This window comes from Bradyrhizobium sp. R2.2-H, from assembly GCF_004346455.1.
Taxonomy (GTDB): domain Bacteria; phylum Pseudomonadota; class Alphaproteobacteria; order Rhizobiales; family Xanthobacteraceae; genus Bradyrhizobium; species Bradyrhizobium diversitatis.
Genome location: NZ_SMBR01000007.1, coordinates 175,635 through 200,983 on the forward strand (window position 1 = coordinate 175,635; position 25,349 = coordinate 200,983).

The following is a 25,349-nucleotide window of genomic DNA, read 5'->3' on the forward strand; positions in this document are numbered from 1 at the left end:
TTTTCTTATGATAAATCTGACGCTGCGCCAGCTCCGGTATTTCGATGCACTGGCGCGCCACGGCCATTTCGGCCGCGCGGCCGAATCCTGTTCCATCTCGCAGCCGGCCCTGTCGATGCAGATCAAGGAGCTGGAAGAGACGCTCGGCGGGCTGTTGCTGGAGCGCAGCGCGCGGCAGGTCGCGCTGACCCGGTTCGGCGAGGAACTCGCCCAGCGCGTCCGTGACATTCTGCGCTCGGTCGACGAACTCGGTGATTTCGCCCGGGCCTCGCAGGACCGCTTCGCCGGCCGCCTGCGCATCGGCATGATCCCGACCATCGCGCCCTACCTGCTGCCCAAGATCACCAAGAATCTCACGCGCATGCATCCAGAGCTCGATATCCGCGTGCGCGAGACCATGACCCCGCGGCTGATCCAGGAGCTGGTGGAAGGCCGGCTCGACACCGCCATCGTGGCGCTCCCGGTGTCGGAACCCTCGCTCACCGAGGTCGCTCTGTTCGAAGAGAAATTCTTGCTGGTCCGGCCGGGCTCCGACGAGGGCACGCCGGTGCCGTCGCGCGAGATGATGCGCGAGATGCGGCTTCTGCTGCTGGAGGAGGGGCACTGCTTCCGCGACCAGGCGCTGTCGTTCTGCAACATGCAATCGGCGCCGCCGCGCGAGATGCTGGACGCCAACTCGCTCTCGACGCTGGTCCAGATGGTCAGCGCCGGCATCGGCGTGACGCTGATCCCGGAGATGGCGGTGCCGGTGGAGACGCGATCTGCCTCGGTCTCGCTGGCGCGCTTCCGCGACCCCGAGCCGTCGCGTACCATCGGTATGGTCTGGCGCAAGACCAGCCCGCTGGCACGGCAGCTGCTGCAAATCTCCGAGGTGGTCTGCCTGTCGGCCGGCAAGGTGCGCGCGCGTCAGAGCGTGCGCAGCCAGCGGGCCTAGCTCCGATGCCGCATCCCGTCATCCGCCCTGCCCGCGCAGACGAGTATGATGAGGTCGGCCGCGTCTGGATGGAGAGCTGGGCCTCGACCGGGCTTGCCGAGACGAGCGACTTCCTCCTGGCCAACCTGCGCGCGCGCATCAGGCGCGAGATCGCGAACGGCTGGAGCCTGTTCGTCGCCGATGACAACGGCACGGTCGCTGCGATGCTGGCGCTGCATGTGCCGAAGCTCTATCTCGACATGCTCTTCGTCGCGTCCGCCTATCAGGGCCAATCGCTGGGGCGGAAGCTGCTCGCCTTCACGCGCACGCAGTTGCCTGACGAGATGCACCTGCGCTGCGTTCGCGAGAACGAGAAGGCCTGGCGCTGGTACGAGCGCGAAGGCTTCGTGTTCGAGAAGGAAGAGATCGAACCGTCGAACGGCTTCGTGATGAAGTGTTACCGGTGGAAGCGGCCCACGGGGTAAGCACCGAACTCCGGGCGCAGCTTGCGGTTGTCACGATCCCCACCTAGTGTGATGAGATCGATGACCTCCTGCCTTCTGATCCCCCGGAATCCATGCTCCGCATTGCTGTCTCGTTGATTGTGCTCTCGTCCATTTGGACCTCGGCGGTCGCACAAACGCCTCCAACACCCGCCGCGCCTTCTGCTCGGACTGCGGCGCCGGCCAGGCCGGCGGTCAAGAAGGCCGCACCGAAGGCCAAGCCGGCTGCACAACAGCCGGTCGCGGCGGAGAGCGGCCCGTGTCAGATCGGCGTCATTTCCGCGATCGGAGACCGTTTCTCGGTGCAACATGTCGGCCTTACGATGTTCGGCAACGAGTATTTGGAAGCGCCGATCGAGAACTGGGGCATCGATGATCTGTTCGTCGCGAAGGTGCGAGCCGCGGCTCCCGGCACGGCCGTCCGAAAAATCGCTTACGCAAGCGGAGCCTTCAAGCCTTACTATCAACCGGAAGCGAAACTGTTCCGCAATGACCGCAACGACCTGACGGCCCTGGTGCGGCAGATCGCCGGAACTGCAAATTGCGAACGCTACGTCGTAGCCACGAAAGCCCGCGTTTCGGTTGATGGCACCAATCAGTCAATCGAGGGCCTCGGAGTCTACAAGAATTGGGCGAGCCCTTCCGGGCGTGGCGTCGTGGTTGCCCATTACCTTATCAACGTTTTTGACGGACGGACCTTCGACATCCATCGAGCGCCCACCCGGAGCTTCGGAGATGTGCTTGCTTCGAGTTTTTCCAACAAGAACGACAATATGCAAATCCTCAACAATCTCGAGTTTCCCAAGACTCCTGAACAGGTGACCAACAGTGCATTGCTGCGTGACAGCACACGCAACCTGCTCACGGCCCAGCTGGAAAAGTATCTGCCCGCATACATCAAGGGCGAGTAAGCACCCTTGGCGACAGGACGCGACAAAGAATACCGCTCGTCCGCATCCTGTAGCTGGGCCATATTCGACGTTCCGGCCCGACTGGTCGCCATTGCGGCTGTCCTGTGGTGCTTTTCAACATATGCTTCGGCGCAGACTCAATCACCAGGGACGCAGACGGCAGGACCAGCCGTCAAGCAAGCCAAAAGCAAGTCGACCGCGGGGCGTGAAGCGAGGGGCAGGCCCGTTCCCGTGGCCGGCAACTCGTGCGACTTCGGTGTCGTGGTCACCACCGGCGGCGAGTTCACCGTGCAGACGACCGGCCTCACCATATTTCAGAACAAGAAGACGGTGGTCCCGATCCCAGGCTGGGGACTGAGCGATCTGATCTTCGCGCGGACTCGCGCCGCGATCCCTGCCGGCGCGTCCGTTCTGAGAATTCCCGACAACCCGGCTAAATCTCCTCCCCGCGATGAGTCGAAGGACACGTTGAAAGACAGGTTGGCACGCGATCTCAACGCGGAGCTAGCGGCATACATGCGCGAGGCCGCGAGGGGAACGAATTGCCGCCACTACATCCAGATTCTCAATGCAATCAGTCCGATCGGGTCATCAAGCTATACGGTCCGCGGCTTCGGCATCCTCAACCAGGATGTGGTGCTCGGGCGTCGCATCTTTCTCCACGCCCTGGCATTTATCCGTATCTTTGACGGGCGCGACTTTTCCATCGTCAGACAGAGCTCTGCGCTGATCAACCTGGATCATTCGCTGGCGGTACAGAGGTTTTTGGGCAAGCTCGTCGGCGGCCCCTATCGCGAATTACCCGCTGAATCGTTTCCAACGCGTCCCGAAGATGCCGCCGGCAATCCCGCACTGCGCGACGGCGTGCGCGCCATGCTGACGGAAAGCCTCGACAAGACGCTGCCGCTCTTGCTCGGGGCTCGACCAGCAGCGCGTCAAAGCGACGCCAGAGAACGTTGACCCACATCTCGTTCACGCCGCTTGCCTTCCTCCTAGGGTTAGTGCGTTGCGGATACGCGGCAAACGCGGCATGAATTGCGCGCTATTCGCCGCTCGTCTCCGGAAGGTTCCGCCCCATGATCAAGCTCTATTGGTCGCCCCGCTCGCGCTCGTTCACGACGCTCTGGCTGATGGAGGAGAGCGGCCTGCCCTATGAGCGCGTGCTGACCGACATCTCGACCGGCGCGCAGAAGGCCCCAGACTTCCTCAAGATCAACCCGATGGGAAAGGTGCCGGCTCTGACCGACGGCGAGGCGGCGCTCGGCGAAGCCGCCGCCATCTGCGCCTACATCGCCGACCGCTATCCCGAGACGAAGCTTGCGCCTGCCGTGACCGACCCGCGCCGCGCGCGCTACCTGCAATGGCTGTTCTTCTCGCCGGGCTGCATCGAGCCCGCCATCATCCAGATCTTCACCAAGATCGAGATCCCGACCTCGACCGCGGCGTGGGGCAGCGCGACGCAGGTGTTCGACGTGCTGGAAGCCGCGCTTGAGAAAGGACCGTGGATTCTCGGCGAAGAATTTTCCACCGCCGACATCACGGTCGGCTCCGGCCTGAATTTCGCGGTGCGCCTGTTCAAGATGGTGCCGTCGCGCCCGGTCTTCGACGCCTATCTGGCGCGCTGCATGGCGCGGCCGGCGTTCCAGCGCGCGGAGAAGATCGCGGCCGGTTAGATGGGAGATTCACAGGATGGGCGAAGGCGCTCTTGCGCCGTGCCCACCGTCTCGACGAGAGTGAGGGAAGAGGTGGGCATGCTTCGCTTTGCCCACCCTACGAAAGCATCCTATTCAGCCTTCAGATCGTCCGGCCGCGGCATCAGGATGACGTTGTAGCCGGAATCCACGTAGTGGATCTCGCCGGTCACGCCGCCGGAGAGATCGGACAGCAGATACAACGCCGAGCCGCCGAGATCGTCGAGCGTGACGCCGCGGCGCAGCGGCGCGTGCTTCTGCATGTAGGCGAACATCGCCCGTGCCTCACCGATGCCGGAGCCGGCGAGCGTACGGATGGGACCTGCGGAGATGGCGTTGACGCGGATGCCGCGCGGCCCGAAATCGGCGGCGAGATAGCGCACGGAAGCCTCCAGCGCCGCCTTCGCCACGCCCATCACGTTGTAGTTCGGCATCGCGCGCTCCGAGGCGCCGAAGGTCAGCGTGATCATGCTGCCGCCTTCCGCCATCAGCTCGGCGGCGCGCTTTGCGACCTCCGTGAAGGAGAAGCAGGAGATCACCATGGTGCGCGAAAAATTCTCGCGGCTGGTGTCGGCATAACGGCCCTTCAGCTCGTTCTTGTCGGCAAAGCCGATGGCGTGGATGACGAAGTCGAGCCCGCCCCATGTCTCGCGGAGCGCCGCGAAGGTCGCATCGACACTGGCGATGTCTTCGACGTCGCAGGGCAGCACCAGATCGACGCCGAGCTGCTCGGCCAGCGGCTTGACGCGCTTGCCGAGCGCCTCGCCCTGGAAGGTGAAGGCGAGCTCGGCGCCGTGGGCATGCAGCGTCCGCGCCATGCCCCAGGCGATGGAATGATCGTTGGCGATGCCCATGATCAGACCGCGCTTGCCTTTCATCAAACCTTCCATTGCCTCACGGCTCCTTATCATTCCGACGTCATCGCCCGCGTAGGCGGGCGATCCAGTATTCCGAGACAGTCGTGGTAGTCGTGAGGGCGCGGCGTACTGGATGCCCCGCCTGCGCGGGGCATGACGGCGTCGCTGAAATTACGCATCCAGCCGGCTGAACACCAGCGTGGCGTTGGTGCCGCCGAAGCCGAAGGAGTTCGACAGCACGGTGCCGATCTTGACGTTGTCGATGCGCTTGCGCACGATCGGCATGTCGGCGAATACGGGATCGAGCTCCTGGATGTGCGCGCTCTCACAGACGAAGCCGTTGTTCATCATCAGCAGCGAATAGATCGCTTCCTGCACGCCGGTGGCACCGAGCGAATGGCCGGTTAGCGCCTTGGTCGCCGAGATCGGCGGGCACTTCTCGCCGACGCCGAACACCTTGCGGATCGCCTCGATCTCCGGCGGATCGCCGGCCGGCGTCGAGGTCGCGTGCGGATTGATGTAGTCGACCCTGGTCTTCACCGTCGACATCGCCATGCGCATGCAGCGCTCGGCGCCTTCGCCCGAAGGCGCCACCATGTCGTAGCCGTCCGAGGTCGCGCCGTAGCCGACAATCTCGCCATAGATGCGCGCACCGCGCGCCTTGGCATGCTCGAGCTCTTCCAGCACCAGCACGCCGGCGCCGCCGGCGATGACGAAGCCGTCGCGATTGATGTCGTAGGGACGCGAGGCCGTGGCCGGTGTGTCGTTGTACTTCGAGGACATCGCGCCCATGGCGTCGAACAGCACCGACAGCGACCAGTCCAGCTCCTCGCAGCCGCCGGCGAAGATGATGTCCTGCTTGCCGATCTGGATCGTCTCGTAGGCATTGCCGACGCAATGGTTCGACGTCGCGCAGGCCGAGGAGATCGAATAGTTCACGCCCTTGATCTTGAACCAGGTTGCAAGCGTCGCGGAGGCCGTGGAAGACATCGCCTTCGGCACCGCAAACGGGCCGACGCGCTTGGGTCCCTTGGAGCGGGTGATGTCGGCGGCTTCGACGATGGTGCGCGCCGAGGGACCGCCGGAGCCCATGATGATGCCGGTACGGATGTTGGAGACTTCGTCCGGCGACAGGCCGGAGTCCTGGATCGCCTGCTCCATCGCGACGTGATTCCACGCCGCACCCTGGCCGAGGAAACGCATCGCGCGGCGGTCGACCACCGTCGACGGATCGAGCGTGGGCTCACCTTGCACCTGCGAACGGAAGCCGAGCTCGGCATATTTCCCCGCCCGCGAAATGCCAGACTTCGCCTCGTGAAGGCTCGCAAGCACTTCCTGGGTGTTGTTTCCGATGGACGAGACGATGCCCATTCCGGTGACCACAACCCGCCTCATGACAGCCTCGCCTCAATCGTTGTCTTCTTGGTGATGCGCTCAGCCCAGGCTCGCGCCCTGCTTGAACAGGCCGACCTTCAGATCCTTGGCGCGATAAATAATCTGGCCATCGACCGAAAGCCACCCGTCGGCGATGCCGAGCACCAGCTTTGCCCGCATCACGCGTTTGATATCGACGTTGTACACAACCTTGCGGGCGTCGGTCAGCACCTGGCCGCCGAACTTCAGCTCGCTGAGGCCGAGCGCCCGGCCGCGGCCTTCGCCGCCGACCCAGCCGAGGTAAAAGCCGACCATTTGCCACAGCGCATCCAGGCCGAGGCAGCCGGGCATCACCGGGTCGTTCTTGAAATGGCAGCCGAAGAACCAGAGATCAGGCTTCACGTCGAGCTCGGCGCGCACCAGCCCCTTGCCGAATTCACCGCCATTGTCGGTGATTTCCGTGATGCGGTCGAACATCAGCATCGGCGGCAGAGGCAGCTGGGCATTGCCCGGACCGAACATCTCGCCGCGGGCACAGGCCAGCAGATCTTCGTAATCATAACCGTTGCGCCTGTTCAGCATTCACGAGCCTCTGTTCAATCCCGATTGAGCGGCGTTCTTTGGCGAAAATGGCCCCGTCTCGATCGGACAGCAACGCCAATTGCCACCATCGGCCGCGACTCGCGCAAGCCCCGGATGGACTGCGAACCAAGCCTTCATGCTCGGCTGCACCAAAATCGGCTAAGCGGAACCGCGCGCTCTCTAACACAGGCCATTTCGGGTGGCAAAGCGCATCCATGAAGGTAAAATGACGCGCTCACCACGCGGTTCCAAGCCTGATTAGAACCTCTCTAGTTGCGAGAAACTTGCATCTGCATCTTTCTGTTCTTATAGTAACAAAGAGATATTGTTCACGCGTGCCCGAAATCTGGAAATGACCGAGAATACCGCGTCCCACTACGACGACGACGCCCATGCCGCGGCCCTCCTGTCCGGCCGCCAGCCGGCCTTGACCGGCTGCCCGTGGCACGACGTCAACGAAATGCTCCAGTCCGCGGGGCTCCGTCCGACGCGCCAACGCATGGCGCTCGGCTGGCTGCTGTTCGGCAAGGGTGCTCGTCACCTCACGGCTGAAATGCTCTACGAGGAAGCGACCCTGGCCAAGGTTCCGGTATCGCTGGCGACCGTCTACAACACGTTGAACCAGCTCACCGATGCCGGCCTGCTCCGCCAGGTCAGTGTCGACGGCACCAAGACCTATTTCGACACCAACGTCACGACTCACCATCACTACTACCTCGAGAACAGCCACGAGCTGGTCGACATCGAGGACCCGCATCTGGCGCTGTCGAAGATGCCGGAGGTGCCCGAGGGCTACGAGATCTCCCGTATCGACATGGTCGTGCGCCTGCGCAAGAAGCGCTGAGATCGTCCTACATCGCTGATCTGATCGTCATGGCCGGGCTTGTCCCGGCCATCCGCGTTCTTGGGCTAAGCGTGAAAGTACGTGGATGCCCGGGACGAGCCCGGGCATGACGTTGGGGTAACGGTTTCGCCGCGCCTGCGGCGTCAGTTGACCTGCTCGTCCGAATAGACGCCCCAGAGGCGCTCCTGCTGGATCCAGCCGTCAAAGCCGTTGCCGATGACGCGGCACCAGTTTGCGGTGCACTTCTTAACCTGCGTGACGACGCCGGCCTGGAGCTTTGCTGCAACCGCGCTGTCGGGATCGGGCCGGTCGTAGATCGGGGCGAGGTCGTCCTTGTGCTTCATGGTGACGACCGCGGTGCGGCGGCCCGACAGCAGCGAGTGATAGACCCAGCCCTCGGCGCCCTCGGAATCGCGGACCCGGCGCCAGTTCTCGAACTCGGCGGTGATTTCGACCGGCAGGCCGGCGCGGGTGTAGACCCAGGCGACGTCATTGTCCTTGGTTGGGCCGGCGCGGACGTTCACGTGATCCGACTTGAGGCTGACATAGCGCGGCACCGGCAAGCCGCTGGCGGTCTGCGGGGTATTGTCCTTCGCCGAATGCGAGGGGCCGACCGAGGCGCTCAACCAGGTGCAAACGAGCGCCATCACCGAACAAAAACGCCCCAACGCCATCAACCCGTCTCCTGTCGAAGACCCGGCCGAACCGGATCCTCACCCCAAATTCCAAAACCCTGCCGCGTCTGCCCCTTATCCCGCCCCACGCGGGTTCCAAGCCTCGGCCAGTGGTTCTTGTCTTGGCCCGGCCTTCTGCTAGAGAGGACGGGCACTTGAACAACCAGTTTGCCCCGATTTTCCGGCCGGAAATGTCGGGAGAGCTTGGAGGAAGCGCCGGGGACGGACACGGCAAGGGCAGTGTCGAACAACCGGGTTAATGAGGCCTCAACGGCCGGCCTTTGGCGACAGAGGCGGACCGCGACGCCTCATGAGAGCAGGACATGTCGGTGAAGAAAAAGCCCCTCGTCGTGGTGACGCGCAAGCTGCCGGATTCGATCGAGACGCGGATGCGCGAGCTGTTCGACGCGCGCATCAATCTCGAGGACACGCCGATGTCACCCGACCAGATCGCGGAAGCCGCGCGTACCGCCGACGTGCTGGTTCCGACCGTCACCGATCACATCAGCGCCGATGTCGTGAACCAGCCCGACTGCAAGCTCCGCCTGATCGCCAATTTCGGCAATGGCGTCGACAATATCGACGTTGCGGCCGCCCATGCCCGCGGCATCACCGTCACCAATACGCCGAAGGTTCTGACCGAAGACACCGCTGATATGACCATGGCGCTGATCCTCGCGGTGCCCAGGCGGATGATCGAAGGCGCCTCGATCCTGACCGAAGGAAAGCCCTGGGCGGGCTGGTCGCCGACCTGGATGCTGGGCCACCGCATCGGCGGCAAGCGTCTCGGCATCATCGGCATGGGCCGCATCGGCCAGGCGGTGGCGCGCCGCGCGCGCGCGTTCGGCCTGCAGATCCACTATCACAACCGCCGTCCCGTCGCTCCTGTCATCGCCGAAGAGTTAGGGGCGACCTACTGGGAAAGCCTCGACCAGATGTTGGCGCGGATGGACATCATCTCGGTGAACTGTCCGCACACGCCGGCGACCTATCATCTGCTCTCGGCGCGGCGGCTGAAGCTGATCCGCAAGGACGCCTACATCGTCAACACCGCGCGCGGCGAGGTGACCGACGAGGACACGCTGATCAAGTTGATCGAAGGCGGCGAGATCGCCGGCGCCGGCCTCGACGTCTACGAGCACGAGCCCGCGGTCAACCCGAAACTGGTGCGGCTCGCCAGGGCCGGCAAGGTCACGTTGCTGCCGCATATGGGCTCGGCCACGATCGAAGGCCGCGTCGAGATGGGCGAGAAGGTGATCATCAACATTCGCACCTTCCTCGACGCCCACAAGCCGCCGGATCGCGTGCTGCCGAGCATGCTGTAAGATCTAACTGCCGCGCGTCTCGCGCTTGCGCCAATCCGCGGCGAAATCGACGAACGCGCGCAGCGCCGGCGGCGTCTGGCGCCGGCTTGGGTAGTACAGGAACGGGCCTGGAAACGGCTCGCACCAATCTTCCATCAGGCTGATCAGTGCGCCCGACTTCACGGCATCGCCGACATAGCCGTCGAGCGTGGCCCAGATGCCGACGCCGTCGAGCGCGGCGCGCATCGCAAGGTTCATATTCGTCGAGATCAGCTTCGCCGGCGGATCGACCTTCACGACCTGCCCGGCTCTCTCGAATTCCAGATCATTCATGACGCCGCTCGAATAGCGGGCGCGAATGCATTCATGGTCGAGCAGGTCCTTCGGATGCTCCGGCCGGCCGCGGCGCGCGACGTAGTCGGGCGAGGCGACGACGGCATAGTGCTGCGGACCACTCAGCGGAATCGCCACCATGTCCTGCGCGAGGTGTTCGCCATAGCGCACGCCGGCATCAAAGCCGGCGCTGACGATGTCGACGAATCCGCTCTCGGAAACGATGTCGAGATCGACCTGCGGATGCGCCGCCAGAAACGGCCCGACCATCGGCGCCAGCACCAGATCGACCGCCGGCGGGGGCGCGTTGATGCGGAGGCGGCCCGAGGCGACCTCGCGCAGTCCGCGCACCTGGTCCAGGGCATCGCCGACATCGCGCAAGGCCGGAGCGACGCGCGACAGCAGCAGTTCGCCCGCCTCGGTCAGCGCGACGCTGCGCGTGGTGCGGTTCATCAGGCGGACGCCGAGGCGCTCGTCCAGGTCCCGGAGCCGCTGGCTGAGACTAGACACTGACACACGGATTTCGACCGCCGCACGCCGGAAATTGCGGGTGCGGGCGACCGCCATGAAGACATCGAGATCTCGCAGGTCAGGCTCGGCCATTGTTCGCTAGTGTGAACAAGCTATTCCGGATTGTCCAGCTTATCGGCTCAATCGGCCGGGCGCATATCTGCCTCGTCACGCGGCGCTCAGCCGCCGCCCTTCGAGGAGAGCCATCATGGAACAACGAAAACTCGGTTCAACCGGCCCCACCGTCTCGAGCCTCGGTCTCGGGTGCATGGCCATGTCCGACGCCTACGGTCCTTCCGATCGCGGCGAAAGCATCGCCACGATCCATGCGGCGCTCGATGCGGGCATCACGCTGCTCGACACCGGCGATTTCTACGCCATGGGCCATAACGAGATGCTGATCCGTGAGGCGCTCAAGGACGTCTCACGCGAAAAGGTGCGGATCAGCGTCAAGTTCGGCGCGCTACGCGGCCCCGCCGGCGAATTCACCGGCATGGACTGCCGGCCGGCGGCAAGCAGGAACTTCCTCGCCTATTCGCTCCAGCGGCTCGGCACCGACCATGTCGACATCTATCGTCCGGCGCGGCTCGATCCGAACGTTCCCATCGAAGACACCATCGGCGGCCTCGCCGATCTCGTGAAGGCGGGCTATGTCAGGCATATCGGCCTGTCCGAGGTCGGCTCCGACACCATCCGCCGCGCGCATGCGGTGCATCCGATCGCCGATCTTCAGATCGAATATTCGCTGATCGAGCGCGGCATCGAACGCGACATCCTCAAGACCTGCCGCGAGCTCGGCATCGGTATCACCGCCTATGGTGTCCTGGCGCGCGGCCTGATCAGCGGTCACTGGTCGAAGGATTCGGGTAAGTCCGGCAAGGACCACCGGCTGATGACGCCGCGCTTCCAGGGCGCGAACCTCGATGCCAATCTCGCGCTGGTGGATTCTCTGCGCGCGATCGCGAATGAGGTCGGCGCGACGCCTGCGCAAGTCGCGATCGCCTGGGTGGCGGCGCAGGGCCGGGAGATCGTGCCACTGGTCGGCGCCCGGACCCGCAACCGTCTGGCCGAAGCGCTCGGCGCAACCAAGGTGACGCTGACGCAAACTCATCTCGCAGCATTGGCGAAAGCTTTCCCGCCGGATGTCGCTTCGGGCACGCGTTACGCGGCCGAGCAGATGGCCCATCTCGACAGCGAGAAACCGGCCACCAGGTAACGGCGGCAATCAGGTGCGATGGGCGCTGAGATCGCTGATCACAGGCCCGTCGCCGTTGAGCGGATTGGCCGGATCGCGCCCGTAGCGCAGCGTCTCGAAGCGCATCGCGCGCGCATCGATCATCAGGAGACGGCCGACGAGGCCGTCGCCGAAGCCGACGATCTCGCGGATCGCCTCCAGCGCCATCATCGAGCCGAGCACGCCCGCCAGCGCTCCCATGACGCCGGCCTCCGCACAGGCCGGAACGATTCCGGGTGGGGGCGCTTCCGGAAACAGGCAGCGATAGGTCGGATTGAACTCGCCCTGCTCGTTCGTCTCGTGCGCGCGGATGGTGGTGAGCGAGCCGTCGAAGGTGCCGAGCGCCGCCGTGATCAGCGGCCGCTTGGCGAAGAAGCAGGCGTCGGAGACGAGATAGCGCGTCGAAAAATTGTCGGAGCCGTCGAGCACGAGGTCGTAGTCGCCGATCAGGCTGAGCGCGTTGTCGGCGTTGAGCCAGGTGGCGTGGCCGACGAAGCGGACATGCGGATTGAGCGCCGAGATCCGCTCGGCGGCGCTCTCGACCTTGTGGCGGCCGATGTCGGGCGTCGTATGGATGACCTGGCGCTGCAGGTTGGACAGTGAGACCACGTCGTCGTCGACCACGCCGAGCGTGCCGACGCCGGCGGCAGCCAGATACATCAGTGCGGGGGCGCCGAGCCCGCCGGCGCCGATCACCAGCACGGAGGCCCGCTTCAGCGCAGCCTGGCCCGGCCCGCCGACATCGCGCAGCACGATATGACGGGCATAGCGTTCGAGTTCGTCCGGACTCAGCATCGTCCTACATTCCTCTCACTCCTCATGGTGAGGAGCGCGGAACGCGCGTCTCGAACCATGAAGGGTCCCGATCTCGCCTGTGGCCATCCTTCGAGACGCGGCCTTTGAGCCGCTCCTCAGGATGAGGACCTGAGGTCGTGGCCGCTCAGCCATCTGAACCACCGCAACATTGTTCGCGACCAACGAGATGTGCTTCAATGACACTGCGTTCAATGGGCTGGCTGGATTTGTCATGAGATCGATGCTTGCGGCAACACTGATGTTTGCGGCCGCCACAGGCGCGAACGCCCAGATGACGGCGCCACAGGTCCCGGGCACCAAGCCCAAGACGGTCCAGACCGTACCGATCCAGCCTCCCGCAATGCAGACGCCGTCGGCGACGGCCGATGCCATGTCAAGAGCGGAGCGGCTGTCGCTCCAGTCCGACCTCGCCTGGGTCGGCCAATATAACGGCGCCATCACCGGCGACGTCAGCGAGCGCATGGTCAACGCCATCAAGGCGTACCAGAAGGCCAAGGGCGGCAAGCCGACCGGTGTGCTCAATCCGCAGGAACGCGCCGCGCTCGCCGAGGCGGCGCGAAAGAAGCAGGAGAGCGTCGGCTGGAAGATCGTGACGGAGCCGACCAGCGGCGCCCGGCTCGGCATTCCCGGCAAGCTGGTGCCGCAGCAGGCCAGCGACGCCAACGGCTCGAAATGGACCTCGCCGACCGGCACGGTGCAGGTGCTGCTCAGCCGCCGCAAGGAGGTGAACCCGACCTCGGCAAAGCTCGCCGACCTGGAGAAGGAGCCATCCGGGCGCAAGGTCGATTACACCGTGGTGAAGCCCGACTTCTTCGTGCTGTCGGGATTGCAGGGCCTGAAGAAATTTTACGTGCGTGGCACCTTCAAGGGCGACGAGGTCCGCACCATGACGATCCTCTACGACCAGGCGACCGAAAACACGGTCGAGCCGGTCGTGATCGCGATGTCGAGCGCATTCAATGCATTTCCGTCCGGACCGCAAGCCGGGCCGCCGCCGCGCAAGACCGTCGAATATGGCACCGGCATCGTCGTCAGCGAGGACGGTGCGATCGTCGCCGACCGCCTCGTCACCGATGGCTGCCTCGCGATCACGATCGCCGGTCATGGCAACGCCGACCGCCTCGCCGAGGACAAGGAGCATGATCTCGCGCTCCTGCACATCTACGGCGCCCGCGGCCTGAAGCCGCTCAGCCTCGCCGGCGGCGCAGCGAAGGTGAATGTCGACATCGTCGGCATCGCCGATCCGCAAAGCCAGGGCGGCGCGGCCGCCGTGTCGAGCGTCAAGGCTGCGCTGGCGGCGGTGACGAGCAGCAATTCCGCACTCTCTCCGCCGCCCGCGGTCGGCTTCTCCGGCAGCCCGGCCGTCGACGCCGACGGCAAGTTCGCCGGCATCGCGCTGCTGAAGCCGGCCATGGTCGCAGGTCCTGCGACATCGGTCCCGGCGTCACAGGCTTTGATGGTCTCCGCAGAGGCGGTGCGCGGATTCCTGAAGGCGAACGGCGTCGCTGCGAACGGCACGTCGACGGACACCAAGGCCGCTGTCGTGCGCGTCATCTGCGTCCGGAAGTAGGCCGCTGCCCACTCCAATCTCGTGTCCCGGACGCGGTGCGGCATGAAATGCCGCTCCGCTGAGCCGGGACCCATGCTTCCTCAAATTCCGTGCAAGTGGCTCACGGGGCCCCGGCTCAGCAGCGCATCACTGACGTGCTGCGCTTTGTCCACGGTCAACCATCACACGTACGACTACGGAGCCGGTAGTGGTACGGATTCGCTGGCATTCCCTATTCCGCCATCATCGTTACCGTTGATTCGGACCCCCGCGATCCCCTTTGGATCGGGCCGGCACGTCCTGAGCGAGAAGAGCTCAGCATCGCGAAGCGGTGCACGTTCGCGTGGCGTATTCCTGACCCAGCCCTCCAAAGGATTGAACTTCAATGCACACGATCGTACTGGCCACCCAAAAGGGCGGCAGTGGCAAGAGCACACTCGCAGTCGGCCTCGCGCTGGCGGCCAAGCAGTCCGGCTTCACCGTTCGCCTGATCGAGACCGACCCACAGGGCACCCTGTCCAACTGGCAACGCCGCCGCACCACCGACGATCTCATCGTCGAGCCGATCTATCACGCCGCCGATATCCAGCCACGCCTGAAGATGCTCGCCGACAGCGGCCTCCAGCTCGCGATCGTCGACACCGCGGCCGGTCTCAGCGCCGCGACCACGGCCGCAATCCGCCATTCCGATCTCTGCCTGATCCCGGCCCGCCCGAGCGTCGCCGACATCGAGGCCACCGTCTCGACGCTCAGCGTCGCCCGCGCCTGGAAGCGGCCCTACAGCTTCGTGCTCAACCAGACGCCGATCCGCGGCCAGCGCATCGACAACGCCGCGGGCGCGCTCGCCGAGGAAGCTGCGCTCGATCTTGCCGACGTGCTCGCGCGTCCGCTGATCGTGATGCGCAACGATCACCAGGACGCGCTCGCCAGCGGCCTTGCCGTGAGCGAATTCGCGCCGAACGGCAAATCGGCGGACGAGATCCGCGGCCTCTGGCGCTGGATCCAGACCCGGCTCGAGCTCGAAGCCACCACCAATGTCCTGATCGACCAGGTCATCTCGGCTGCGCACGGCATGCTGCAGATCGCTGCAGAACAGGGGGCGGACGAGATCACGACACTGGCGTCCTGAGCGGGGCGATCGCTCGGACGACAGTCGGGCTCTCGCCATCCAGTGAACGAGCCCAAGCGACGAGGCAGTCCGGCCACCAGCCCGGCCGGATTGCTTCGCTGCGCTTGCAATGACGGCGTGGTGGGTCATCGCCTTCGCCGAGACTCAGGGCCTCTCGGTGACAAGCCTGAGGTCACTTCTGACATTTCGGGCACCAGAAGGTCGAGCGGCCGTTCTGCACGAACCGCTTGATGATGCCGCCGCAGCGCGGGGTCGTGCATTTTTCGCCTTCGCGGTCATAGACCTTGAACGAATGCTGGAAATAGCCGAGCTCGCCGGTGGTCTGGCGGTGATCGCGCAAGCTGGAGCCGCCGGCCTTGATCGCGTCGTTCAGCACGGTGTGGATCGCACCGACCAGTCTCTTGGCATGGTCCGTTGCCTCACCCTTCTTCGTTGACAAGGTCGCGGCAATCCGGCGCGGCGACAGATGCGAGCGGTGCAGCGCCTCGCAGACATAGATGTTGCCAAGCCCTGCCACGACGCGCTGGTCGAGCAGCGCGGCCTTCAGGCTGGTGGTCTTGCCGGCGCAGGAGCGCGCCAGCATCGCGGCGTCGAATTCGTTGCCGAGCGGCTCGGGTCCGAGCCCACGGAGCAGCGGCTCGTCGTCGATCGCATTGCGCGCGATCACCTTCATGTAGCCGAAGCGGCGCGGATCGTTGAACACGATGTCGGCGCCGGAGGACATCCGAAACAGCACGTGATCGTGGGTGGAATCCTTGGCCCGCGGATAATGAAACTCGCCGGGCCGGATGTCGTCGTCCGGCTTGATGACACGGAACGAGCCCGACATGCCGAGATGCATCAGCAGAACATCGCCGGAGCCGAGATCGGCCATGAGATATTTTGCACGGCGGCCGAGCCCCGTGACGACCTGCCCCTTGAGCCGGGCCACGAAGTCCGGCTGGAACGGAAAGCGCAAGTCCGGCCGGCGGGCCTCCGCGACGAGGATTTTCGCACCCTCCATCACCGGCTGAAGGCCGCGGCGGACGGTCTCGACTTCTGGCAATTCAGGCATGGTCAGGCATTCACCTTATGAGGGCGGTGTGATAGCGCCATTGCGGCGGGCGCGCTATGGTCCGCCTCGCGGAGTAGAGTAATGGATCGGCCGGGCGAAACCACGCATTTTGGCTTCAGGGACGTCCCCCTGGGCGACAAGCAGACACTGGTGAACGATGTGTTTCACAGCGTGGCGTCGCGCTATGACTTGATGAACGACCTGATGTCCGGTGGCCTGCACCGGGTCTGGAAGGACATCATGATCACGGCGCTCGACCCGCCCCGGGGCGACCGGCCGTTCGCGCTGCTCGACGTTGCCGGTGGCACCGGCGACATCGCGTTCCGCGCCGCCAAGGCCGCAGGTGCGGGTTTCCATGCCACCGTCTGCGACATCAACACCGATATGCTGGCCGTGGGCCGCGAACGCGCTGCCAAGCAGCATCTCGACACCCGGGTCGACTTCGTCGAAGGCAATGCCGAAGCGCTCGCCTTCGCCGATCGCAGCTTCGACGCATATACGATCGCTTTCGGCATTCGCAACGTGCCGCAGATCGACCTGGCGCTGCGCGAGGCCTATCGCGTGCTCAGGCCCGGCAGCCGCTTCCTCTGTCTCGAGTTCTCCACCGTCGAGATGCCCGGGCTCGACAAGCTCTATGATCTGTTCTCGTTCAAGGTGATCCCGCCACTCGGCCGCATGGTCACGGGCGACGCCGAATCCTACCAATATCTCGTCGAATCGATCCGCAAGTTTCCGAGGCCTGCCGCTTTCGCCGACATGATCCGCGAGGCCGGCTTTTCCCGCGTCAGCTGGCAGACACTCTCCGGCGGCATCGTGGCACTGCATTCGGGCTGGCGTTTGTGATTTCTGCCATCACCCACATGACGCGCCTGATCCGCGCCGCGTTCGTGTTCGCGCGCGAGGGCGTGTTCGGCTCGGTCGATCCGAGCCTGGTGCCGCCGCCGGGACAGCTCGCGCTGAAACTGGCGCGCATCATTGAGCGCCGCGGCACCAAGCACGGCCCGCGGATAGCGCGCGCGCTGACGCGGATGGGCCCGGCCTATCTCAAGCTCGGACAATTCCTGGCGACGCGTCCCGACGTGGTCGGCGTCATCATGGCGCGCGACCTCGAAAGCCTGCAGGACCGCCTGCCGCCGTTTCCTCAGGAAGAGGCCGAGGCCGCCATCGCGACGTCGCTGGAACGGCCGCTGAAGGACATTTTCGCGAGCTTCGGCCCGCCGGTCGCAGCGGCCTCGATCGCGCAGGTGCATCGCGGCGAGGTGCTGCGCGACGGTATCCGCAAATCGGTCGCAGTGAAGGTGCTGCGGCCCAACGTCGCCGCACGCTTCCGCCGCGACCTCTCCGATTTCTTCTACGTCGCGCACAAGGCCGAAGCCTATTCGTCCGAGGCGCGGCGGCTGCGCCTGATCGAAGTCATCAACACCATGTCGCGCTCGGTCGCGATGGAGATGGATTTGCGGCTGGAAGCCGCCGCGCTGTCGGAGATGGCAGAGAACACGCGCGACGATCCTGATTTCCGCGTGCCGACCGTCGATTGGGACCGCACCACGCACAACGTGCTGACGATGGAGTGGATCGACGGCATCGCGCTGAACGACCACAAGCGCCTTGCACAGTCGCAGGTCGACCTGCCCGACCTCGGCCGCAAGGTGATCCAGAGCTTCTTGCGGCACGCGCTGCGCGACGGCTTCTTCCACGCCGACATGCATCCGGGCAATCTGTTCCTGGACGATGCCGGCCGGCTCGTCGCGGTCGATTTCGGCATCATGGGCCGGCTCGGCATGAAGGAGCGGCGCTTCCTCGCCGAGATCCTGCTCGGCTTCATCACCCGCGACTATCGCCGCGTCGCCGAGGTGCATTTCGAGGCGGGCTACGTGCCCGCGCACCATTCCGTCGAGAATTTCGCGCAAGCCATCCGTGCCATCGGCGAGCCCATTCACAACCGCACCGCCGAGGAGATCTCGATGGCGCGGCTCTTGACGCTGCTGCTCGAGGTCACCGGCCTGTTCGACATGACCACGCGGCCCGAACTGATCCTGCTGCAGAAGACCATGGTGGTGGTCGAGGGCGTGGCCCGCGGCTTCGATCCCAAGCTCGACATCTGGAAGATCGCCGACCCCGTGGTACGCGAATGGATCGAGCGCAATCTCGGGCCGATCGGCCGGGTGCAGGGCGCGCTGGCCGGGACCGGCGACATCGCGCGCGTGCTGATGCGCCTGCCGGAGATCGCCGAGCGGTCGGTGAAGGTCCTCGAGCAGTTCGAGACCATGACCCGCGAGGGCATCAGGCTGTCGCCGGAGAGCATCGTGGCCATGGGGCGCAGCGAAGGCCGCAAGAACCGCTGGCGCACCGTGGCGCTGTGGATCATCGCCGCGACATTCATCGGCATCCTGATCGCCGTCCGGAATCTATGATTGCACTGCAATCACGAAAGTGATAGCATCGCTATCATTCCGTGCTGGAGGGGCGTCATGGCAAGCCTGACCATCCGCAAGCTCGACGACGGCGTCAAAACCTATCTGCGGCTGCGCTCGGCCAAGAACCGCAGGTCGGTCGAGGAAGAGGTCCGGGTCATCCTGCGGGAGCTGATCGAGGGCCGCGAGGAGCCGCTGACGCCGCTTGCGGTGCCGCCTGCCCCATCCGCCACACCGGCGCCGCAGCGCACCGGCGCCCTCCCCGAGGCCAGCATCACCCTGATCATCGGCGGCGGGATCGCGGCGTACAAGTCGCTCGACCTGATCCGCAGGCTGAAGGAACGGCGCATCGAGGTCCGCTGCGTGCTGACCAAGGCGGCCCAGCAATTCGTGACGCCGCTGGCGGCGAGCGCCCTGTCGCATGAGCGCGTCTATACCGACCTGTTCGACCCCCAGAGCGAGTTCGACGCCGGACACATTCGTCTCGCGCGCGACTGCGACCTGATCGTCGTGGCGCCGGCGACGGCCGACCTGATGGCGAAGATGGCGAACGGCCACGCCGACGACCTCGCCAGCGCCATCCTGCTCGCGACCAACCGCAAGGTGCTGCTGGCGCCGGCGATGAACCCGCTGATGTGGAGCAACGCGGCGACGCGCCGCAACGTCGCTCAGCTCCAGCGCGACGGCGTGGCGCTGATTGGCCCGAACGCGGGCGAGATGGCCGAGGCCGGCGAAGCTGGAACAGGCCGCATGTCGGAAGCCATCGAGATCGCCAACGCCGCCGAGCGGTTGCTGCGACCGCCGGTGCCGCGCCCGCTCGCCGGCAAGCGCGTGCTGATCACCGCGGGTCCCACGCACGAGCCGATCGACCCCGTGCGCTACATCGCCAACCGCTCCTCCGGCAAGCAGGGCTTTGCCATTGCCGCCGCCGCGCAGGCCGCCGGCGCCGAGGTGATCCTAGTGAGCGGCCCGGTCGACCTCGACGATCCATCCGGTGTGACGGTGAAGCACGTCGAATCGGCACGGCAGATGCTGGAGCAGGTTCAGGCCGCGCTTCCCGCCGATATCGCGATCTTCGCGGCCGCGGTCGCCGACTGGCGCGTCGCCAACGAGGGCGAGCAGAAGCTGAAGAAGACCGCGGCCGGCATGCCGCCGCTTCAGCTGGTCGAGAATCCCGACATCCTCGCCACGATCTCGAAGCTGACCGACAAGCGCCCACCCCTGGTGATCGGCTTTGCCGCCGAAACCGAACATCTCATCGACAACGCCAAAGCAAAACTCGCGCGCAAGGGCTGCGACTGGATCGTCGCCAATGACGTGTCGCCGGCCACCGGCGTGATGGGCGGCGACCGCAACACCGTCCACCTCCTCAGCCGCAAGGACGGTGCGAAGGACGGCGAGATTGCAGTTGATTCCTGGCCGGTGATGACCAAGGAACAGGTCGCCATCGAACTGGTCGCGCATGTCGCCAGAAGCGTGGCCGACAAATCCCTGGAGACGACATCTTGAGCACGAAGGTCACGGTTGAACTGCAGCGCCTCGCCCATGCCGAAGGTCTGCCGTCGCCGGCCTATCAGACCAGCGAGGCCGCCGGCCTCGACCTGATGGCAGCCGTTCCGGACAGCGAGCCGATGACGCTCGCCCCGGGCCAATACGCGCTGGTGCCGACGGGCCTTGCGATCGCGCTGCCGCCGGGGCACGAGGCGCAGGTGCGGCCGCGCTCGGGGCTTGCCGCCAAGCACGGCGTCACCGTGCTGAACTCGCCGGGCACGATCGACGCGGACTACCGCGGCGAGATCAAGGTGATCCTGATCAACCACGGCGCGGCGCCCTTCGTGATCAAGCGCGGCGAGCGCATCGCCCAAATGGTGATCGCACCCGTGGTCCAGGCTGCCCTGGTTCCCGTCGCGACGTTGTCGCCGACCGATCGCGGCGCCGGCGGTTTTGGTTCGACCGGGCGCTAACGCACGGCAATCTCAGCGAAAATCATCTGCAAAATCACGCGCCTTGGAACCGCGCGCTCCGCATTTTTGTTGGCCCGTCTTTACGTTCACGATCTGGACTCTTACCGGCGGAGTCGCGGTGGGGGTATTGTCTTTTGATTCGCGCGCGACGGGGGTCGCCGCGCGCAAATTCGTGCGGTCTTGGGGCAACTATGTCAGGCGTGATCGTGTCGATGCGTCGGACGCTGCTGTCGTGCACGTCGCTGGCGCGCAGCGGCTTGATTGGGAGCGCTCTTGCGGCGCTGCTGCCGGCTGCGCCGGCCAGGGCCGCCGATCTCATCGACACTCTCTCCACCATGCTGGATTTCAACCGGCAGGAACTCGCCGTCCTCGCCACTGCGCTGGCGCTGCTCGGCTTCTCGGTGGTGGCCGCGATCCTGTTGATGCGCACGCGGGTGCGCCTGGTCAAGAACGAGGCGCGGCTGCGCACCCGGATCGGGGAACTTCAGCTCCAGGCCGACCGCTTCGGAGCGCTGCTGTTCGCCGAACCGCAGATCCTGATCTCCTGGCCCGCCGGCGACAACCGCGTTCAGATTTCCGGCGACATCTCCATGGTGCTGCCGCGCGACTCCTCCCCGCAGCGCGTGCTGGCGTTCGGAACCTGGCTGCCCCCGGAGCCCGCGCTGCAGATGGACCAAGCCGTCGACGCGCTGCGCGATCGCGGCGACGGGTTCCAGCTGACCTTGACCACCGCGCACGGCCATACGCTGGAAGCGATCGGCCGCGCCATCGGCGGCCAGGCCATAGTCCGGATTCGCGAGCTCTCAGGACTACGCCGCGATCTGGCCGAGACCCATCTGCGCTACAAGGCGCTCTCCGACGAGACCGAGATGCTGCGCGGCCTCGCCGCCGCCGCACCCTGGCCAATCTGGGCCAAGGGCGAGAACGGCGCGCTGACCTACGCCAATCCGGCCTATGTGCGCGCCACCGAGGCAATCAGCGCCATCGATGCCCAGGAGCGCAAGCTCGAGCTGCTCGACAGCGCCGACCGCACTGCGATGGAGCGGGGGCTGAAGGACGCCGCCAGTTTCACGTCGCGGCTGCCGATCGTGGTCGGCGGCGAGCGGCGCATCTACGATGTGCGCGCCGTCAATGTCGGCAGCGGCAGCGTCGGCATCGCAATCGATGCCAGCGAGGCGGCTGCGCTGAGCTCGGCGCTGGTGCGAATGGCGGAGGCACACCGCCGCACACTGGACCAGCTCTCCTCCGGCGTTGCCGTGTTCGACGGCCAGCGCCGCCTCGCCTTCTACAACGATTCCTATCGGCGGCTATGGGACCTCGACCGCACCTTCCTCGACGCCAACCCTGACGATTCCAGCGTGCTCGACCAGCTCCGCGCCGCACGCAAGCTGCCGGAACAGCCGGATTTCCGCGCCTGGAAGGCCAAGCTGCACGAAGCCTATCGCGCGGTCGAGACCGCCAAGGACACTTGGTTCCTGCCTGACGGCCGCGCGCTCTCGGTCGTCACCACGCCGAATCCCGAGGGCGGCGTCACTTACCTGTTCGACGACGTCACCGAGAGCCTCGACCTAGCCCGCCGCTTCGACGGCCTGATCCGCGTTCAGCGCGAGACGCTGGACAGCCTCGCCGAGGGCGTGGCGGTGTTCGGCAGCAACGGCAAGGCGCAGCTGTTCAATCCGGCCTTCGTCCGGATGTGGAAGCTCTCCAGCGATGCCATGCGCGACGAGCCGCACATCCAGACGGTGGAAGGCTGGTGCCATCAGCTCTACGACGATCCCGTGGTCTGGCGACAGATCCGCGAGGCCATCACCTCGATCGAAAACCGCGCCGACGTGCCGCTGAAGCTGGAGCGCAAGGACGGCAGCGTGCTCGACGGCATGATCCGGCCGCTGCCCGACGGCGCCACCATGCTGACGTTCCAGGACATCACCGACACCGAGAATGTCGAGCGCGCACTGCGCGAGCGCAACGAGGCGCTGGAGGCCGCCGACCAGATGAAGGTGGATTTCGTCCACCACGTCTCCTACGAGCTGCGCTCGCCGCTCACCACCATCATCGGCTTTGCGCATTTCCTCAGCGATCCCTCGACCGGGCCGCTGACGCCGAAGCAGGCCGAATATCTCGACTACGTCACCAAATCGACCAATGCGCTGCTCGCGCTCACCAACAACATCCTGGATCTCGCCACCATCGACGCCGGCGCGATGAAGCTGGAACTCGGGCAAGTCGACGTCAGCAAGGCCATCGAGCTCGCCGCGGAGGGCATCCAGGACCGGCTCGCCACCGACCGCATCCGCCTCAAGGTCGAGATCGCGCCCGACGTCGGCAGCTTCGTCGGCGACGAGAAGCGCGTGGTGCAGGTGCTCTATAACCTCCTCGCCAACGCCGTCGGGTTTTCTCCACAGGATTCCACCGTCGGTATCAGCGCGCGCCGCACCGAACGCAGCGTGGTCTTCACCGTGACAGATTCGGGACCTGGAATACCTGCCGACATGAAGGACAAGGTGTTCAACTGGTTCGAAAGCCGCTCGCAGGGCTCGCGTCACCGCGGCGCCGGGCTCGGCCTGTCGCTGGTGCGCTCCTTCGTCGAGCTGCATGGCGGCAAGGTGCGGGTGGATTCGATCGTCGGCCGCGGCACGGTCGTGATCTGCGATTTCCCGACCGACCAGGCGGCGCATCGCGACGCCGCCGAATGACTGATACGACCACATTCTCCGTCGCGCTCCACAACGAGACGGCCACTGCGCAATTGATGGCCGACCTCGCGCTGCTGGTCGGCCCCGGTGACGTCATCACCCTCACCGGCGATCTCGGTGCCGGCAAGACTGCGGCAGCACGCAGCCTGATCCGCTACCTCGCCGGCGACGAGACGCTGGAGGTGCCGAGCCCGACCTTCACGCTGGTGCAGGGCTACGAGCAGCCGCCCTTTCCGGTGATGCATGCCGATCTCTACCGCGTCGAGGACGAGAGCGAGCTCGAGGAGATCGGCCTGTCGCCGCTCCCGGATGCCACCCTCGTCCTGATCGAATGGCCGGAGCGCGCACCGTCGGCGATGCCCGAGGATCGCATCGACATCGCGCTGACGCATCGGCCGGCGCTGGGCTCGAGTGCGCGCGCCGCCGACATCACCGGTCACGGCAGGGCCGCCGCCATCGTCGCGCGGCTGAAGGCGCTGCGCGAATTCCTCGACACCTCCGGTTACATCGATGCGACGCGCAAGCGCATGGCCGGCGATGCTTCGACGCGCTCCTATGCGCGGCTGCTGCGCGACGACGGTATCGTCATCCTCATGAACTTTCCGCAGCGGCCGGACGGCGCGGCTCTCTACAACGGAAAGTCCTACAGCGCCGCGGTGCATCTCGCGGAGAACGTCAAACCCTTCGTCGCGATCGCCGAAGGCCTGCGCGCGCAGGGAATCTCCGCACCCGCGATTCATCATTCCAACCTCGACCATGGCTTCCTGATTACCGAGGACTTTGGCAGCGAAGGCGTGATCGAGGGCGATCCGCCACGCCCGATCGGCGAGCGCTACGAAGCCGCGACCGACCTGCTGGCGATGCTGCACGGCAAGGCGCTGCCGGAGACGCTGCCGCTCGACGGACAAACCTACGAGATCCCCGTCTTCGACGTTGAGGCGATGCTGATCGAAATCGGACTAATGCCGGAATGGTACCTGCCCGATCGCAACGCGCCGTTGAGCGATGAGAGGCGTGCGGAATTCTTCGCGATGTGGCGCGAACTGCTCAGAACACCGCTGGCGGCGCCGAAGACATGGATCATCCGCGACTATCACTCACCCAATTTGATCTGGCTCGCGGAGCGCACCGGCATCGAACGCGTCGGCGTGATCGACTTCCAGGACACCGTGCTCGGGCCGCAATCCTACGACGTGGTGTCGCTGCTGCAGGACGCCCGCATCGACGTGCCCGAGACCGTCGAGCTGACGCTGCTGTCGCGCTACATCAAGGCGCGGCGCGCGCAGGACACGAATTTCGATGCGGCCGGTTTCGCCGAGCTTTACGCCATCATGTCGGCGCAGCGGAACACGCGCCTGCTCGGCACCTTCGCCCGCCTCAACCGCCGCGACGGCAAGCCGCATTATCTGCGTCACCAGCCGCGGATCTGGACCTACCTGCAGCGCTCGCTGGCGCATCCCGCGCTCGGCGCCTTGCGCAACTGGTATCTCGCCAACGTCCCGCCGCCGCAAGAACCGCCCCAAGGGGCGTCTCGAGGGGCGTCTCAAGCCTGATTTGCGGCGCGATTTACCGGCCGTTAGCCAAGGCGTCGGTATTCTGGCGGCGAGGCAGCCGGATGATTGCGGGGCTGGAGCGGGACAGATGGCGGTACAGACGGACCAGCGCGGCAACGGCCGGGTGGTTTTCGAACGCGGGATTCCGGCCCAGATCATGGGAATCGACGGCACCTGGCGGCGCGACTGCACCATGGAGGACGTCTCCGAGAGCGGCGCCAAGCTGACCATCGACGGCTCGGTGGAAGGGCTCCATCTGAAGGAATTCTTTCTCCTGCTGTCGTCCACCGGGCTGGCGTACCGGCGCTGCGAGCTTGCCTGGGTCAATGGCGACCAGATCGGCGTCAATTTCCTCAAGCTCGGCGACAGAAAGAAAAAGGCGCGTTCCGCGACCATTGGGGCGTGACGGCAACACCCGTCGTACAACCGTCACGGCGGGTGGTT

General features: G+C 65.5%; 24 protein-coding genes. 17 read left to right on the plus strand and 7 right to left on the minus strand.

The annotated features are described in order from the left end of the window. Positions 1–7 precede the first annotated feature (7 nt). The 5 genes from EDE08_RS19550 to EDE08_RS19570 all read left to right on the plus strand — a co-directional run bounded on the left by EDE08_RS19550 (position 8) and on the right by EDE08_RS19570 (position 4,000). Positions 8–934 (plus strand): hydrogen peroxide-inducible genes activator, encoded by a 927-nt coding sequence (locus EDE08_RS19550; RefSeq protein WP_061879924.1) that lies wholly within the window; start codon positions 8–10, stop codon positions 932–934. A 5-nt stretch (positions 935–939) separates the two neighbouring features. Further along, the gene (locus EDE08_RS19555; RefSeq protein ID WP_131870451.1) at positions 940–1,398 is read left to right on the plus strand and encodes a GNAT family N-acetyltransferase; all 459 of its coding nucleotides are present in this window, start codon (positions 940–942) and stop codon (positions 1,396–1,398) included. A gap of 92 nt (positions 1,399–1,490) precedes the next feature. Next, positions 1,491–2,327 (plus strand): hypothetical protein, encoded by an 837-nt coding sequence (locus EDE08_RS19560; protein ID WP_131870452.1) that lies wholly within the window; start codon positions 1,491–1,493, stop codon positions 2,325–2,327. 231 nt (positions 2,328–2,558) lie between these two features. Continuing rightward, positions 2,559–3,287: a hypothetical protein gene (locus EDE08_RS19565; RefSeq protein ID WP_165936046.1), complete on the plus strand. Its 729-nt coding sequence runs from the start codon at positions 2,559–2,561 to the stop codon at positions 3,285–3,287. 116 nt (positions 3,288–3,403) lie between these two features. Continuing rightward, a complete protein-coding gene (locus EDE08_RS19570; protein ID WP_131870454.1) occupies positions 3,404–4,000 on the plus strand; it encodes a glutathione S-transferase family protein in 597 nt (198 codons plus the stop codon). Positions 4,001–4,110: 110 nt separating this feature from the next. On the opposite strand, the gene fabI is transcribed toward EDE08_RS19570, so the two are convergent. The 3 genes from fabI to fabA form a co-directional block, all read right to left on the minus strand. Further along, the gene (gene fabI, locus EDE08_RS19575) at positions 4,111–4,908 is read right to left on the minus strand and encodes an enoyl-ACP reductase FabI (protein WP_131870456.1); all 798 of its coding nucleotides are present in this window, start codon (positions 4,906–4,908) and stop codon (positions 4,111–4,113) included. Positions 4,909–5,046: 138 nt separating this feature from the next. Then, positions 5,047–6,270 (minus strand): beta-ketoacyl-ACP synthase I, encoded by a 1,224-nt coding sequence (gene fabB, locus EDE08_RS19580; protein ID WP_131870458.1) that lies wholly within the window; start codon positions 6,268–6,270, stop codon positions 5,047–5,049. A gap of 39 nt (positions 6,271–6,309) precedes the next feature. Continuing rightward, positions 6,310–6,831, minus strand: a complete 522-nt coding sequence (gene fabA, locus EDE08_RS19585) for a 3-hydroxyacyl-[acyl-carrier-protein] dehydratase FabA (protein WP_131870459.1) — start codon at positions 6,829–6,831, stop codon at positions 6,310–6,312. 352 nt (positions 6,832–7,183) lie between these two features. Between fabA and irrA the strand changes: the two genes are divergently transcribed. Further along, positions 7,184–7,675, plus strand: a complete 492-nt coding sequence (irrA, locus tag EDE08_RS19590; RefSeq protein ID WP_035674497.1) for an iron response transcriptional regulator IrrA — start codon at positions 7,184–7,186, stop codon at positions 7,673–7,675. Positions 7,676–7,818: 143 nt separating this feature from the next. Here the strand turns inward: irrA and EDE08_RS19595 are convergent, their stop codons facing one another. Next, on the minus strand, positions 7,819–8,349 hold the full coding sequence (locus EDE08_RS19595) for an SH3 domain-containing protein (RefSeq protein WP_131870461.1): 531 nt from the start codon (positions 8,347–8,349) through the stop codon (positions 7,819–7,821). 323 nt (positions 8,350–8,672) lie between these two features. Here EDE08_RS19595 and EDE08_RS19600 point away from each other — a divergent pair, with 323 nt between their 5' ends. Next, complete coding sequence (locus EDE08_RS19600; protein ID WP_131870462.1) at positions 8,673–9,674, plus strand: 2-hydroxyacid dehydrogenase; 1,002 nt, start codon at positions 8,673–8,675, stop codon at positions 9,672–9,674. A gap of 3 nt (positions 9,675–9,677) precedes the next feature. Here the strand turns inward: EDE08_RS19600 and EDE08_RS19605 are convergent, their stop codons facing one another. Then, positions 9,678–10,589 carry a LysR family transcriptional regulator gene (locus EDE08_RS19605; protein WP_131870463.1) on the minus strand — a complete coding sequence of 304 codons (912 nt, stop codon included), beginning with the start codon at positions 10,587–10,589 and terminating at the stop codon, positions 9,678–9,680. Positions 10,590–10,704: 115 nt separating this feature from the next. Here EDE08_RS19605 and EDE08_RS19610 point away from each other — a divergent pair, with 115 nt between their 5' ends. Further along, entirely contained in the window at positions 10,705–11,712 is a 1,008-nt protein-coding gene (locus tag EDE08_RS19610) for an aldo/keto reductase (RefSeq protein ID WP_131870464.1), read from the plus strand. 9 nt (positions 11,713–11,721) lie between these two features. On the opposite strand, the gene EDE08_RS19615 is transcribed toward EDE08_RS19610, so the two are convergent. Beyond that, on the minus strand, positions 11,722–12,525 hold the full coding sequence (locus tag EDE08_RS19615) for a HesA/MoeB/ThiF family protein (protein WP_131870466.1): 804 nt from the start codon (positions 12,523–12,525) through the stop codon (positions 11,722–11,724). 232 nt (positions 12,526–12,757) lie between these two features. On the opposite strand from EDE08_RS19615, the gene EDE08_RS19620 reads away from it, so the two are divergent. Both EDE08_RS19620 and EDE08_RS19625 read left to right on the plus strand, forming a co-directional pair. Continuing rightward, a complete protein-coding gene (locus EDE08_RS19620; RefSeq protein ID WP_165936047.1) occupies positions 12,758–14,116 on the plus strand; it encodes a peptidoglycan-binding protein in 1,359 nt (452 codons plus the stop codon). Between the two features lie 364 nt (positions 14,117–14,480). After that, positions 14,481–15,224 carry a nucleotide-binding protein gene (locus tag EDE08_RS19625; protein ID WP_131870469.1) on the plus strand — a complete coding sequence of 248 codons (744 nt, stop codon included), beginning with the start codon at positions 14,481–14,483 and terminating at the stop codon, positions 15,222–15,224. A gap of 172 nt (positions 15,225–15,396) precedes the next feature. Here the strand turns inward: EDE08_RS19625 and mutM are convergent, their stop codons facing one another. After that, positions 15,397–16,278: a bifunctional DNA-formamidopyrimidine glycosylase/DNA-(apurinic or apyrimidinic site) lyase gene (gene mutM, locus EDE08_RS19630; RefSeq protein WP_131870471.1), complete on the minus strand. Its 882-nt coding sequence runs from the start codon at positions 16,276–16,278 to the stop codon at positions 15,397–15,399. A gap of 81 nt (positions 16,279–16,359) precedes the next feature. Here mutM and ubiE point away from each other — a divergent pair, with 81 nt between their 5' ends. From ubiE to EDE08_RS19665, 7 genes are all read left to right on the plus strand, one after another. Further along, positions 16,360–17,121, plus strand: a complete 762-nt coding sequence (gene ubiE / locus EDE08_RS19635) for a bifunctional demethylmenaquinone methyltransferase/2-methoxy-6-polyprenyl-1,4-benzoquinol methylase UbiE (RefSeq protein WP_131870472.1) — start codon at positions 16,360–16,362, stop codon at positions 17,119–17,121. Beyond that, entirely contained in the window at positions 17,118–18,692 is a 1,575-nt protein-coding gene (gene ubiB, locus EDE08_RS19640; RefSeq protein ID WP_131870474.1) for a 2-polyprenylphenol 6-hydroxylase, read from the plus strand. The genes ubiE and ubiB overlap by 4 nt, the downstream gene beginning before the upstream one ends. Before the next feature lie 57 nt (positions 18,693–18,749). After that, positions 18,750–20,201, plus strand: coding sequence for a bifunctional phosphopantothenoylcysteine decarboxylase/phosphopantothenate--cysteine ligase CoaBC (gene coaBC / locus EDE08_RS19645; protein WP_131870475.1), 1,452 nt, complete (start codon positions 18,750–18,752; stop codon positions 20,199–20,201). Beyond that, positions 20,198–20,656: a dUTP diphosphatase gene (dut, locus tag EDE08_RS19650; protein WP_131870477.1), complete on the plus strand. Its 459-nt coding sequence runs from the start codon at positions 20,198–20,200 to the stop codon at positions 20,654–20,656. The genes coaBC and dut overlap by 4 nt, the downstream gene beginning before the upstream one ends. A gap of 191 nt (positions 20,657–20,847) precedes the next feature. Next, a complete protein-coding gene (locus tag EDE08_RS19655) occupies positions 20,848–23,352 on the plus strand; it encodes a sensor histidine kinase (RefSeq protein WP_131870479.1) in 2,505 nt (834 codons plus the stop codon). Further along, on the plus strand, positions 23,349–24,905 hold the full coding sequence (tsaE, locus tag EDE08_RS19660; protein ID WP_131870480.1) for a tRNA (adenosine(37)-N6)-threonylcarbamoyltransferase complex ATPase subunit type 1 TsaE: 1,557 nt from the start codon (positions 23,349–23,351) through the stop codon (positions 24,903–24,905). The genes EDE08_RS19655 and tsaE overlap by 4 nt, the downstream gene beginning before the upstream one ends. 88 nt (positions 24,906–24,993) lie before the next feature. Continuing rightward, complete coding sequence (locus EDE08_RS19665) at positions 24,994–25,311, plus strand: PilZ domain-containing protein (protein WP_131870482.1); 318 nt, start codon at positions 24,994–24,996, stop codon at positions 25,309–25,311. Positions 25,312–25,349: the final 38 nt, after the last annotated feature.

Excerpts from the sequence above, each read along its gene's own strand:
- EDE08_RS19610 (WP_131870464.1), top strand. The coding sequence starts at position 10,705 with ATGGAACAACGAAAACTCGGTTCAACCGGCCCCACCGTCTCGAGCCTC.
- EDE08_RS19625 (WP_131870469.1), top strand. The coding sequence starts at position 14,481 with ATGCACACGATCGTACTGGCCACCCAAAAGGGCGGCAGTGGCAAGAGC.
- EDE08_RS19570 (WP_131870454.1), top strand. The coding sequence starts at position 3,404 with ATGATCAAGCTCTATTGGTCGCCCCGCTCGCGCTCGTTCACGACGCTC.
- tsaE (WP_131870480.1), top strand. The coding sequence starts at position 23,349 with ATGACTGATACGACCACATTCTCCGTCGCGCTCCACAACGAGACGGCC.
- EDE08_RS19620 (WP_165936047.1), top strand. The coding sequence starts at position 12,758 with ATGAGATCGATGCTTGCGGCAACACTGATGTTTGCGGCCGCCACAGGC.
- EDE08_RS19560 (WP_131870452.1), top strand. The coding sequence starts at position 1,491 with ATGCTCCGCATTGCTGTCTCGTTGATTGTGCTCTCGTCCATTTGGACC.
- EDE08_RS19615 (WP_131870466.1), bottom strand. The coding sequence starts at position 12,525 with ATGCTGAGTCCGGACGAACTCGAACGCTATGCCCGTCATATCGTGCTG.
- fabB (WP_131870458.1), bottom strand. The coding sequence starts at position 6,270 with ATGAGGCGGGTTGTGGTCACCGGAATGGGCATCGTCTCGTCCATCGGA.
- mutM (WP_131870471.1), bottom strand. The coding sequence starts at position 16,278 with ATGCCTGAATTGCCAGAAGTCGAGACCGTCCGCCGCGGCCTTCAGCCG.
- EDE08_RS19605 (WP_131870463.1), bottom strand. The coding sequence starts at position 10,589 with ATGGCCGAGCCTGACCTGCGAGATCTCGATGTCTTCATGGCGGTCGCC.
- fabA (WP_131870459.1), bottom strand. The coding sequence starts at position 6,831 with ATGCTGAACAGGCGCAACGGTTATGATTACGAAGATCTGCTGGCCTGT.
- EDE08_RS19665 (WP_131870482.1), top strand. The coding sequence starts at position 24,994 with ATGGCGGTACAGACGGACCAGCGCGGCAACGGCCGGGTGGTTTTCGAA.
- coaBC (WP_131870475.1), top strand. The coding sequence starts at position 18,750 with ATGGCAAGCCTGACCATCCGCAAGCTCGACGACGGCGTCAAAACCTAT.
- irrA (WP_035674497.1), top strand. The coding sequence starts at position 7,184 with ATGACCGAGAATACCGCGTCCCACTACGACGACGACGCCCATGCCGCG.
- EDE08_RS19595 (WP_131870461.1), bottom strand. The coding sequence starts at position 8,349 with ATGGCGTTGGGGCGTTTTTGTTCGGTGATGGCGCTCGTTTGCACCTGG.
- EDE08_RS19550 (WP_061879924.1), top strand. The coding sequence starts at position 8 with ATGATAAATCTGACGCTGCGCCAGCTCCGGTATTTCGATGCACTGGCG.
- EDE08_RS19600 (WP_131870462.1), top strand. The coding sequence starts at position 8,673 with ATGTCGGTGAAGAAAAAGCCCCTCGTCGTGGTGACGCGCAAGCTGCCG.
- EDE08_RS19555 (WP_131870451.1), top strand. The coding sequence starts at position 940 with ATGCCGCATCCCGTCATCCGCCCTGCCCGCGCAGACGAGTATGATGAG.
- EDE08_RS19655 (WP_131870479.1), top strand. The coding sequence starts at position 20,848 with ATGTCAGGCGTGATCGTGTCGATGCGTCGGACGCTGCTGTCGTGCACG.
- ubiE (WP_131870472.1), top strand. The coding sequence starts at position 16,360 with ATGGATCGGCCGGGCGAAACCACGCATTTTGGCTTCAGGGACGTCCCC.
- fabI (WP_131870456.1), bottom strand. The coding sequence starts at position 4,908 with ATGGAAGGTTTGATGAAAGGCAAGCGCGGTCTGATCATGGGCATCGCC.